This window comes from Sphingobacterium sp. BIGb0116 (genome assembly GCF_024808035.1).
In the GTDB taxonomy this organism is placed as follows: Bacteria; Bacteroidota; Bacteroidia; order Sphingobacteriales; family Sphingobacteriaceae; genus Sphingobacterium; species Sphingobacterium paramultivorum.
On the sequence record NZ_JANUDT010000002.1, the window covers coordinates 137,927 to 150,178 of the forward strand.

Consider the following 12,252-nt stretch of genomic DNA (forward strand, 5'->3'; position numbering starts at 1 on the left):
TGATATAATTTATGTTAACGATGGTTTACTTTTTTTGAGATGTAATCTCCTGTATATTGTAGCAGGAATACTATTAAAATTAATAAAATTAGAACAGAATTCATGATAAAAGTATCATATCCGACATATCCATACTGATAGCCAATCTGTCCAAGTCCACCGGCACCTACAGCACCGCCCATCGCGGAGTAACCAACAAGTGTTATTAAGGTAATTGTCGCATTGTTTACTAGTGAGGGAAGAGCCTCCGGAAGCAAAACTTTGAAAATTACCTGTTGTGCATTTGCACCCATTGCTCTTGCGGCTTCAATCAGGCCATTTGGAATTTCCAGAAGACTATTTTCCACAAGTCTTGCTATAAATGGGGCCGCGCCTATACTCAGGGGAACCAATGCTGCGGCCATACCGATTGATGTTCCGACAACGTTGCGTGTAAACGGAATCATCCATACGATAAGTATGATAAAGGGGATAGACCTAAACACATTCACCAGCAATGAAACAAGTTGGTGCATGGCTTTGTTTTCGAGCAGTTGATGTTTTCGGGTCAAGAACAGGTATATCCCGAGTGGGAGACCTAGGACAAAACCAAAGAAGCCTGATAGGAAAGTCATGGTTAGGGTTTCTAAAGTACCCGATAGCAGAAGATTAAATACCTGATCAGACATAGCCTAATATTTTAGTTTGTGAATGCTTTTCTTTTAAGAAAGATAGACTACGCGTTACATTTTCTTTTTCACCCGATAGTTCGGCCAATATAACACCAAATTTCATTTCGCCGATATAATCTATTTGAGCGGTAATGATATTTGTCTTGACTTGATATTGTTGTTCCAAATGCTGTATAAATGGGATGGATTCTTCATTTGAAGTTAGATAGATCTCTACGAGTGGGTTTCCAGCGCTTTTTAAGCGTTCCTGAAAACTTAGTGGAATTTCAACTTCAAGTGAAGACTGAATAAAGTTTTTAGTTGTTGTTTCCTGAGGATTGGCGAATATTGATTCTACCGGGCCGGTTTCAATCAATTCTCCGTGGTCTAATACGGCAACCTGATCGCAAATACTTTTTATAACATCCATCTCATGAGTAATCAACAATATCGTGAGATCAAGCTGCTTATTGATTTTTTTTAGCAGTTTGAGGATGGATTTTGTAGTTGCGGGGTCTAAGGCACTTGTGGCCTCATCGCAAAGTAGAATGTAAGGATCATTGGCTAATGCACGCGCGATAGCAACACGTTGTTTTTGGCCTCCGGAGAGATTTGCAGGGTACACGTCGGCTTTGTCTTCCAACCCGACCAAACGCAATAGTTCCAACACTTTTTGGCTGATAAATTCTGTCGATTTACCTTCAAGTTCGAGCGGGAAGGATATATTTCCATACACTGTTCGTGATGATAGTAAGTTGAAGTGCTGGAAAATCATACCAATTTTTCTTCTTTTCAACATAAGACCAGTGGAAGATAGTGACATCAAGTCGTCATTTTCTATAATTACTTGACCACTGTCTGGTCTTTCCAAAAGGTTGACGCAACGGATCAAAGTACTTTTCCCGGCTCCGGAAGCGCCTATTACACCAAAAATTTCACCTTTTTCGATAGACAGTGAGATGTCTTTTAAGGCATCAATACGTGTCGCTTTTACCTCAAAAGATTTGGATATGTTGTTTAGTTGAATCATTGACCCTGTAGGGATTTAGCAATTTTAGTTGGACAAATGGATGATGTTGATATAAATGTACACAAATGCCAGGGATAAAATAAAATCAAGTGAAAGAAAATGGGTTCTTTCAGACCGAAAAAGAATGAAAGAACCCAGATATATGTTTTTTACAACGCTTGATAAGCTGAAATCACTTGTTTTGCAGATCCGAGTCCATCGATGCCATATTCGATGATATCGCCATCTTTCAGGAATCTTTGTGGGGATTTGCCCATGCCAGATCCTGCAGGTGATCCTGTGGAAATGATGTCGCCTGGAAGTAAGCTCATAAAATGGCTTAAATAAGAAATCAGTTTGGGCACACGATAGATAAAATCACTTGTATTGCCATCTTGCATAAGCTCACCATTGAGTTTAAGCCATATTTTTAAATTATCAATATCTGTGAATTCATCTTTGGTTGCTATAAATGGGCCAATAGGAGCGAAAGTGTCACATCCTTTACCTTTATCCCAAGTTCCGCCACGCTCGATCTGAAATTCACGCTCTGTAACGTCATTGTGTAGCACATAGCCAAACACATGGTCCAAAGCTTCTTCTTCAGTAACATAAGAAGCTTTTTTCCCAATTACAATGGCAAATTCGGTTTCCCAATCAGATTTTACAGAGAACTTCGGAAGGGTGATTCCATCAAAAGGGCCATTGAATGCAGATACAGATTTCATAAATACGATAGGCTCTGAAGCTTGTTGCAATTTGGTTTCTTTGACGTGATCATCGAAATTAAGCCCTACACAAAGTATTTTGGACGGAGCTTCCAATGGTGTACCGATACGCTCGTCGTCGGCTATCTCTTTAAGCGTGTCGCCTTTTTCATTTATATATGTTTGAAGTCTTTCCAAATTTGCAATATCCGCAAAGAAATCGCGGTTGTATTGAAAATTTCCCTCTGAAACATCATATTTCTTTTCGTTTAAAATGACTCCCGCTTTTTCGGAGCCCTTTGCGCCATATCTAAAAATCTTCATAAGCCGCAAATATACGGATTTTGTCCCAAAAAGGGCAGAAATTAACGCGAATTAACAATTAATCAATATGTAAATTATCTATACAATTATTGTCCAAAAGGGGATATTTAAAAGGGAATTTTTCATGTACTATCTTTTTGTTGCTTACCCAAGTGCCATTGAGCACCATTTCCTGTCCTTTTTTTCCAAGCATAAATTTGATCAAAAAAGAGGGGACGGGTAGGGGAATATAGAATGGACCGTATTTACGTTTGGCTATTCTTTTTGCAAACTCCGCGAGGGGAAGCGGTTCGGATGAACAGGCATTATAAATTCCGGCTATGGTATCATTTTGTATGCCAAAGAGCAGCATCCGACAGAGATCATCCATATGGATCCAACTGAGTATCTGTTTTCCAGAGCCTAATACCGGAATTGAACGAAAGGGTAGGAAACGGTTAATTTCTTTGAGTAAACCTTGATCCTTGCTGATAACTACTCCAAAACGGAAGACAATGAGTCTTTTTCCCAATGTTTCGATAGGTTTCACGCTTCCTTCCCAGAGGTTACATACCCAGGCGAGGAAATTTCCGCCTTGTGGATCACCTTCTTCAAAAGGTTTCTTTTGGTATTGATCGTCTGTTCCATACCAACCTATAGCGGAGGCCGATATGACTGCTTTTACTTGATTTGGTATTTGTTTTAGACTTTGATAGAGCAGTTGCCCACTTTCTACCCTGCTAGCAATAATTTCTTGTTGATATGATTTTGTCCAGCGTTTCGAATTGAGGTTTGCCCCCGCCAGGTTGATGATATAGTCGGCTTCCTGAATTGATTTGACATCAATCTCCTGTTTACTGGGATCCCAATGTACATATCGGATATTGTTTTGTATGGGATGAGACTTCGGATTTCTGGTAAAAATAATAACTTCATAGAAATTGGCAACCAATAGCTTTGTTAAATGAAGACCTATAGCTCCAGCACCACCTGTAATAATTACTTTTTCCATGAATTGAACCTTGTTTTATAATATACGCCTGTTGTTATTTAAGCAAACCAATTTCTGCTGATACTAAATATACTATTTTGGTTTATAAAAATCCACCATTGCGGCAGCAATTACAAAAAAAAGGTTTATCTCATGGGGAGATAAACCTTTTAAGAGTCGATTAAGCGACGTTATTCGTTAAAGCGCTTGAATTGTGCTGCCACATGTCAGCATCTGTGCACCGTAGTAGGGATTTTTGATTTCTTTATGACGGCTTAACCAAGTCGCACCTTTACCTTTGTTGAACATCGGACACTTTTGATAATAAACAGAAGAAGATGGTTTTGAGTTTTTGGACAAACTATAGATATCTTCTGACAATAGCGCGAAGGCTTCTCGTTGTTTACTGATATCCTTTGCCTGTTGTAGGCTCTTCACTGTCGCTTTGAGTGATGTTGTTTTGGTTTTCCAGATGTCCTGTTCCGCTTTCGTTAGATCAGCAGTTTGTATTTTAGCGATTGCATCGGTAAGATCGTTTGCTAGGCCTGCAGCTTGTTTACTATCCGCAGCTACAAGTGCATCTTTAAGCAGAAAGTATTGGTCATAGATCTTTTGAAAATTGCTTGCGTTGCTGATGTTATCTACTGAAGCTACCGGCTCAATGCTTTCGTCTTGTGGGCTATCTGAAGCTGGAGGAGCTAAATTTCTTTCGTATTGGCAGCAAGCATGTAGTTTAGCATAAGTATCTTCCGCGGCAAGGTATTTTTCATTGTCATAGCCTGCTCCTGCGATACTTTTCAATACAGCATCTAAGGAAGTTTTCTTTCCGTCATAGGCTATTGTCGCTGTTTGGTTGTCTTCGTTCCATTCAACTTTAGCCTGAGCGGAGGCTCCTGCATTTTCTATTGTTTTTTTACACATACCGCAGTTTCCAGCAATTTTAACATTGGTGTTCACGGTGTTGTTTTGTGCATAGTTTGTTAAAGAGGATAGTACAAAAGCCCCTGTTATGATATAATGTTTGATTTTCATATGATTGGATGAAAGAGTAAATAAAAATAAGTAATCAAAAATGATTGATAAATGATCAATGTATGGATTAACTTATTTTTGGCGGAACCCAAGGACAAAAATATCCCTCAGAAATAAATGTTGGCGCTATGGGTTTATAATTTTTTTTGATTGCTATACCGCAAAGTTCATGACCTTGTTCAAGGGGATTGGAAATTGCCAAAAATGTACCACTATACGTGCATTGACAATTGCAATTTTTACATGGTTTGTGATGTTTACAGAAAGCCTTTTTTTTGAAAGATTTAAATTTTGAACAACAATGGTTCTTTTTGTCAGTGGTAGTATTACCTTGTGTGTGACTACTGTGTGCATTCATTTTATGGCAGGCAAAAGCGTCGGGTGCACTTAAAAGGAAACCGAAGGTTAAAAATAGTAGTATAAGTTGCTTAAGTGCCATATCAGCTCAAATATAGTTGTTTTGGGTAGAATTTGCTTCCACTTTTAACTTTTTTTGGCATTATGGACTTTTTATACGCTCCATGTTATTTGAGTTTGGGAGGACCAGATAACATGGAGCGACGTTTGGAATTCTTTTTTCGGAAAGCAAAGAAATACTTAAAACTTAAAACCCGAAAAAAAGCCGGGCTTTTTCCAGGTACGTTTATATTCATCAGCTAAAGGAGAATGATCCGAATAGGCGAGCACTTCATCAAGCAAATTGTGTGCTTTTTTCAGATTCCCTGTTTTATAGTTTGCATATGCCTCTGCTAATTTAACCGATTCGACATCATCGTCGTAGCCCCAATCACATTGCTGATAAATACCGTTGAAAACATTGACGTATTTATTTACTTCATTTATATCTCCGTTTTCGGCGAAAAGTTCAATTCCAAATTTTAACCAAAGGACATAATCATTAGGCTCCATGACTGACTGTACCCAGTTTTCATACGTTTGGAATATTTCTATACCTGCGCTAAATTCCGTAAGATAGTAATGGCTTTTAACAATGAGATAGAGTGTCTTTGCTTTATCGAAATTATCGATGATAAATTCCGGTTTATTTTTAAGGTATTTCTGTGCAGCGAGGTTCATGGACTTGTAATTGCTCTTTTCATTATATAGTTGCATTAAGACATATTGAGGCTGCGCTTCGTGTGGGTATTGTTTAGCCATCTGTTCGTAATAGGAGATACGTTGTGCCAAATTATCGTGTTCGATCATCTGATAGATAATATGTTCGATCCCATTCTTTGATGCCTCAAAATCACGATACTGGTAGTCGTCTAAATTGGGATGATCAATATAGAATTTGTAAATAAACTCGAGGAGCTGTTGGGCCCGGGATTGAATATTTGTTGAACGCCCTAGCTGGTATTCAACATCGATTTGATGCATAAGCATGCGGTAACAGGGAGGAAATATAACAGACTCCGTATCTTCGGCTTCTTCATCTTCTTCGGAGGTAAATGCTTGCTGCTCCAGGGTGGCTTCCAGCGAGATCTGATAGGTGTCAAAGTATTGTTGAAGTACCTCCTCCAGACGTACGTAATCTTCCAATGCTGACAAGGCATCGGCTCGGGTGAAATGAAGTTCTTCAAAGTCGGAATAGCTTAACCCTTCGGTTGCGATAGCATAACAGATTTCCAGTTCTCCCGCTGCCTTATACGCTAAGGCTAGATTATTACAATTCATGGCTCTGTTGTGGGAGCCCCCAAAGTAGTCACTTTCATATTTATTCTGTTCAAAATACTCCTTGAAAGCGTCGTAGGCTTGACGATAAAGTTCGAGGACGAGCAATTGTAGTGCAGATTGATCAACTGTGGTTAAGTTGTCCTGAGAGTGAATAAAATCAGATAGCGCGACAGCTTCATTATAACATTCACGGGGAAGGTCATGGAAAGTAGGAACCTGATCGTAAACTGTTCCATTAGCTATAAAGGTGCATTCAACTAGGCGTCGCCAGGATGTTGCATTCCATTTTCGCTCACCTACCATTGTTAGATGCGGAATAGCCGCGGCATACTGTCCCTCGTCATAGAGATAGGCTGCCGCAAAATGGTAACCGACATAAGAATCAGGATAGGCATCGACCAATTTGAGTGCATGGAGATAATAATAGTCAAGCGGGATTCCGATTTCTTCTGAGTAATTGCGCTCAATGATAAGCTGATAGTAGAAGACCTCAGGGTGCTCATACCCCTCGGCAATCAATTCCTCAAAACGAGTATGCCATTTGACCAACTCCTGATGGATATGCACGGCTGAGTTTTCCCCTTTGATAAGCTTAAGTAAAATTTGCAGTGCTAGGTCGATTGCTTTATTTTCGTAAGCAATTTCAGCGAGATCCACATAATTCATTTCATTGCTGCTGATGAAATGCTTAAAATCAGCTTCCATTAAAGCTAAAATATTAGACTCATTGATCTGTTTGGTACGGTCAAGCAGGTATATTTTCTTTATCCAAAAGATGGAAAAATTATGATCCAAGGTTTCCCGTTCATTCTTGAATGTTTCTTTAACGAAATCAATGCTCGCCTCCAAAACTGGAAGCATCGCTGTATCGTCCTGGAGCCCTTCGTAGATATTGGTTAAATAGTTGTGCCCATATCCGGACATATTTGGGGAAGCGATTAGTTTTTTTGCGTATTCGATGAATAGACCTTTATTGCCTTCAGTAATATGAAATTTTGGACGACCAATTTGTGCTAATGTCGCTTGATTGTCCAAAACATAATTCAGTATATGATATAGGGTCGTTTCATTATCAGGTTCGATGGCCAATGCTTTTTGAAAATAGGGGATCATTTTTTCCTGAATAACATCGAAAATAGCTTCGTGGCCTTCATAGAATGCCTGATCATGATAGGCGATGGCTAGGTGTGTCCAAAGCGTAACATCTTGATCGTTTTGTCGCAGTTGGTTTTCTCCTTCAATGATAAATAAGTCTAGTTGTCCGCTGTAGAACAAATCATATATATTCTTTTCTTCCATTTATTAATTTTTATATGTATCCAGTATGTTAAAATCTGTGGAAAATACTATTTAGCCGTTGGAAGCTTTTCAAAGCTATTACCGTTCCATAGAAATTCTTCACTTTTTTTTGTGATCTTGAAATTCGGATTTTCTGCATCGTCGTCAATAGCTTCTCCCTCTTCGATGTATTTATAGATAAGCTGATTATTTTTTCCGTGTTCGGAAGGGAAAAGAATCTTTTCATCGTAATAGAACACACCAGCATCACTCACCGAATACCGGCTAGGAAGATCCACAAGTCGTTGTCCTGTCCAGGCCACATAGTTGTACTCAGAAGGTATACCACAGGCTTCACCCAGAAATTCGATGCGGATGATTTGTTTGACATTTTGCAGCCCCATTGCCGGCAGCAATTTACTCTGAGAGAAGGTTTGTTCTGAATAGGCGAAAGGGAAGGTGTGTTCAGCTAGAAAATTTCCGTTTGTGTCGAGAAGTTTTACCACTGTTGAAAAATGATCCTGTTCCTGTTCGTTGATACTTTTGGTAAAACGTTCAAAACCGTAAATATATTGCGAGCCGTCCGAAGCGGTTTGTTTTCCGAGCGCTAATAGTCCGAGCCAAATAAAACCATTTTTTTTACTGCTACCGTCGGAATAACTTATCTCATACCAAGGAGCATAAAAATTTTTCAGCGTATTTCCTTTGAAAGGCGCGCTGGTGATCGTAACGACATTTCCTACCGATAAAGAATCTACGATTGCTGCCTTAAGACTTGGTTGAGCACGCACATAAGCTTTTGTGGCAAAAACAGTTGCCGACTGACCCTTTTGTATGTTCCATAGGTTGAAATTATCGTCAAATTTTAAATTTTCCTGCGCCTTTGAACAAAATGGTCCGATGACCAAGATGATTAAATAGCATCCCATTAGTTTTCTCATTTTTCACTCTCCTTTCCTGCAAAAATAGACGAATTGGTCCATAACCCTTATCACTGGTTTCAGGTATTTTTTGTAGAATGTCCCCAAAAGAAGAAATAGCTCGGGAGGAAGTTGTAAAATAAAAAGGCTGGACTTTCGTTCGAGAGAAAGTATGTTGGGATCTTTAGATAAGTGATAGGGCTAATCGGGTCGATCATTTTAGAACATGAATTTTAATTATATTTATCATTTCGGAAATATGAAAGTACATTTAAAATAGGGGGAAAGCTGTGGAAAATGAAAACAATAAGCTGCTCGTATTAGAAGCTGGCAAGTATATTGGGAATGAAGTTAGCCAAAGTTCTTTTGCTGGTATCATTACTTCTGATATTTATTACGAGGCTGGTATTATCTCTGATTGGCATTGTCATCAGAATCCACATTTTTCACATATTTTGAATGGTGGAAGTGTTGAAATCAGGCAGAATGAGAAAAATCGGCAGCAACAGGGTACTTCTCTATATTATTATCCCGGTATTATCCACCAGAATATTGGTTATATAAAAGGGACAAGAATCTTCAATCTTGAATTTACCGAAGATTTTCTAACTAAATATGATTTAAATGTACCAGATGAATCTTGCATGTTCTCGCATGGTATTCAATGGGGCACAAGCGGTTTAGTAAGGATTATGGGGGAACATTATTTAGACGACCAACAAAGCATATTGGCAATGGAGCAACTTTCCATCCTGCTTTTGACATGTACCACTACCATCAAGTGTATGGGGCCAGCGTGGATTTTCCGGATCAAAGATTTTTTGTATGATCATTGGAATATTCCATTATCGTTAAGTTATATTTCTGAAGAGATGAATTTGCATCCCGTTACCATCTCTCGATATTTTCCTCAATATTTTGGTTGTACAATTGGAGATTATCTTCGGCGGATTAAAATTGAAAAGGCATTACCTATGATCAGATCGAAGAAGCAATCACTCACAGAAATCGCATTCAATTGTGGCTTTGCTGATCAAGCTCATTTTATTAAAACCTACAAAAGGTTTATGGGGATCACGCCGAGTCAGTATCAACGGATGTAGAAAAAAGGTTGAGGCTAATTGGGTACAATTTTGTCTAGCGTGTTGATTTTAACTTTGATCATAAGGAAAATGGTCCAGATGGATTATTTATGATTAAAGCTTTAATTCCAATGAAAAATAAAATTTTAACAACTGTATTGTTGCTCTCCTCTATCTTGTACTCGAGCAAATCTATGGGACAGCATTTAAGTGCTTTACATAGGCTATTTGAAAAATACTATGAAAAAGAATGCTATTTCAATCCGCTCCAAGCAACAGCGGATGGTATTCATGTCTACGATGACTTGCTTCAGAATGAGGGTTCTTTTGATTTTTTAGCCGCTAAGAAAAATTTCTATCAGTCATGTTTAAACGAATTACAGCAATTCGATAGGAAAAACTTGACAGAGGCAGATCGTATTTCCTATGATGTATTGGATTATACGTTAAAAACGGGATTAGAGGGGCTCTCTATGCATTTTGAATATATTCCTTTTAATCAGTTTATAGCTTCGGTTCCAACAGACCTTGCGCTATTTGGTTCGACCAATGGTCCCCAGCCATTTCATACCATTGAAGATTATACAAATTGGTCTAAAAGGATGATCTCTTTTAAGGCCTGGGCAGATACTGCTATCGCAAATTTCGAGAAAGGGAAGAAAGCGGGAGTCGTTCTACCAAGGTCTCTGGTTGGCCGCATGATTCCACAATTGATCGCGCTCGGTGAAAGAGATACTTTAAAAAGTGCTTTTTACAGGCCATTGCAACAATTTCCGGAAAACTTTTCCCATGAGGAAAGGAAAAAATTGACAATGCTATATAACGAAGTTATACCGAACTATGTCTTGAATTCCTATGCGAAGTTAGCAAGTTATTTACAATACGATTATATGCCTTTTGCATCTTTACAATCGGGCTTAAATAGTCTTCCTGACGGGGATAAAATGTACCAATACTACATCAAGTTATATACGACCAGCTCTACACTTAGTCCCGACCAGATTTATCAGATCGGGCTTAAAGAGGTGGACCGTATAACCCATGAAATGGAACAAAATATGGTTCTCAATGGTTTTAAGGGGTCTTTAAAAGATTATTTTAGATTTTTGCGCACAGATCAAAGGTTTAGACCATTTAAAACCCCAGAACAGGTGCTAGACGCCTATCAAAAAATATATAATAAGATTCAGCCTCATTTAAAAGATATGTTTTTAGTGGAGCCCAAAACGAAATTTGTTATAAAACGCGTAGATCCTTACCAAGAGGCGTCACAAGGAGGTCCTTATTATATTAAGGGAAACTTAAAAGAGAAGAGAGCTGGCACTTTTTTCGTTCCGATACCTGACCCGACTAAGATAAATACAGTTTTTTATGGCCTAGAATGCACATTTATACATGAGGCAATACCTGGGCATCACTATCAGATTGCATTACAGCAGGAGTATAGCGAACTTCCTACTTTCCAACAACAAAATGCCCTATATGCTTACATGGAAGGTTGGGCGCTGTATTGCGAATCCTTGGGTGAACAATTGGGATGCTATACAGATCCATATCAAAAGATGGGTGCGCTAAATAATGAGATCCACCGTGCAATACGTTTAGTAATTGATGTTGGTATTCATACCGGAAGGCTGACTGAACAACAGGCAATTGTATATATGATGGATCATGAATCAATAAGCGAAAATATCGCAAAGGCAGAAGTTGAAAGATATATGGCTTGGCCAGGACAAGCACTTTCTTATAAAATCGGGGAGCTAAAAATCAAAGAATTGATAAAAAAATGCCAAAACTTACAGGGCGAGAAATTTAGTTTTCAGGCTTTTCATGCCGCAGTGTTAAAATATGGTTGTTTGCCATTGGATGTTCTTGAAAATTTCCTGGATGACTGGAATACAAAAATTTCCAATTAAAATTTGGAATATTATCTGGTTTGATCTTCTCATTGGTCCACAAACAACATTTTATGACCTTAGGCATGTCGCTGTTATTAGGGATAAAAAGAGCTATTTGTTCAACAAGTATATCAGTGGGAAGAGTGCTGCATTACTAATCTATTTTTTGTGAATAGGGGCCTGTTTTAATGCAATCATTTCTTCTTGGTAGTAGGTGAAATGAAAAATCGTTTATAAAATTCATCTATATGCTTTATCAAATCATTCATTTTGCTGCTTACGTTTTGAGAATCGATAAATTCAATGTTATTTTAATTCGATATTATTTTCTGTTGAGGGAGAATTGATAAATTTTCTCACACATATGGGACAGATTCCCTAGAATCGTATGGATGGCGTCATTTGTTGCAAATAACGTCATTTGTTGCAAATAATTGGATATGATGAAAAACAAAAATTATGAAATAGAGCATTTTGAATATTTTCAGGAATTGAGGGGGACAAAAGAAGAGATTCTATATTTCAAGACTGAGCGGCAGATGTATAGAAAAGAGCCTATCGGACTTGATTTTTTTCGTTTTTGTTGTTTGAAAGAGGTGGTGGCACGCATACTATCGATGGGGTTGCTTATGAAATAAACTGTAAGCAGTTACACATAGTCTTTCCTGGCCAGCTTCATAATTGGGATATTTGGGCAGGAACGAA

At 38.4% G+C, this 12,252-nt stretch carries 10 protein-coding genes; 3 read left to right on the forward strand and 7 right to left on the reverse strand.

Annotation, left to right across the window (positions count from 1 at the left end; genetic code table 11):
• Window positions 1–14: 14 nt before the first annotated feature.
• The 7 genes from metI to M2419_RS07005 form a co-directional block, all read right to left on the reverse strand.
• Complete coding sequence (metI, locus tag M2419_RS06975) at window positions 15–668, reverse strand: methionine ABC transporter permease MetI (RefSeq protein WP_159726428.1); 654 nt, start codon at window positions 666–668, stop codon at window positions 15–17.
• A complete protein-coding gene (locus tag M2419_RS06980; RefSeq protein ID WP_259254606.1) occupies window positions 661–1,680 on the reverse strand; it encodes a methionine ABC transporter ATP-binding protein in 1,020 nt (339 codons plus the stop codon). Before M2419_RS06980 ends, metI begins: the two co-directional genes overlap by 8 nt.
• A gap of 149 nt (window positions 1,681–1,829) precedes the next feature.
• Window positions 1,830–2,690 (reverse strand): fumarylacetoacetate hydrolase family protein, encoded by an 861-nt coding sequence (locus M2419_RS06985; RefSeq protein WP_075992861.1) that lies wholly within the window; start codon window positions 2,688–2,690, stop codon window positions 1,830–1,832.
• A 58-nt stretch (window positions 2,691–2,748) separates the two neighbouring features.
• Window positions 2,749–3,681: a TIGR01777 family oxidoreductase gene (locus tag M2419_RS06990; protein WP_182331858.1), complete on the reverse strand. Its 933-nt coding sequence runs from the start codon at window positions 3,679–3,681 to the stop codon at window positions 2,749–2,751.
• A gap of 177 nt (window positions 3,682–3,858) precedes the next feature.
• On the reverse strand, window positions 3,859–4,692 hold the full coding sequence (locus M2419_RS06995) for a DUF3347 domain-containing protein (RefSeq protein ID WP_182331859.1): 834 nt from the start codon (window positions 4,690–4,692) through the stop codon (window positions 3,859–3,861).
• A gap of 597 nt (window positions 4,693–5,289) precedes the next feature.
• Window positions 5,290–7,668: a hypothetical protein gene (locus tag M2419_RS07000; protein ID WP_182331863.1), complete on the reverse strand. Its 2,379-nt coding sequence runs from the start codon at window positions 7,666–7,668 to the stop codon at window positions 5,290–5,292.
• Between the two features lie 47 nt (window positions 7,669–7,715).
• The gene (locus M2419_RS07005; RefSeq protein ID WP_259254607.1) at window positions 7,716–8,576 is read right to left on the reverse strand and encodes an SH3 domain-containing protein; all 861 of its coding nucleotides are present in this window, start codon (window positions 8,574–8,576) and stop codon (window positions 7,716–7,718) included.
• Between the two features lie 281 nt (window positions 8,577–8,857).
• Here M2419_RS07005 and M2419_RS07010 point away from each other — a divergent pair, with 281 nt between their 5' ends.
• From M2419_RS07010 to M2419_RS07020, 3 genes are all read left to right on the forward strand, one after another.
• On the forward strand, window positions 8,858–9,670 hold the full coding sequence (locus M2419_RS07010; protein ID WP_227550082.1) for an AraC family transcriptional regulator: 813 nt from the start codon (window positions 8,858–8,860) through the stop codon (window positions 9,668–9,670).
• A 110-nt stretch (window positions 9,671–9,780) separates the two neighbouring features.
• Window positions 9,781–11,565, forward strand: coding sequence for a DUF885 family protein (locus M2419_RS07015; protein WP_159726442.1), 1,785 nt, complete (start codon window positions 9,781–9,783; stop codon window positions 11,563–11,565).
• A 422-nt stretch (window positions 11,566–11,987) separates the two neighbouring features.
• Window positions 11,988–12,185 (forward strand): hypothetical protein, encoded by a 198-nt coding sequence (locus M2419_RS07020; RefSeq protein ID WP_182331868.1) that lies wholly within the window; start codon window positions 11,988–11,990, stop codon window positions 12,183–12,185.
• Window positions 12,186–12,252 lie beyond the last annotated feature (67 nt).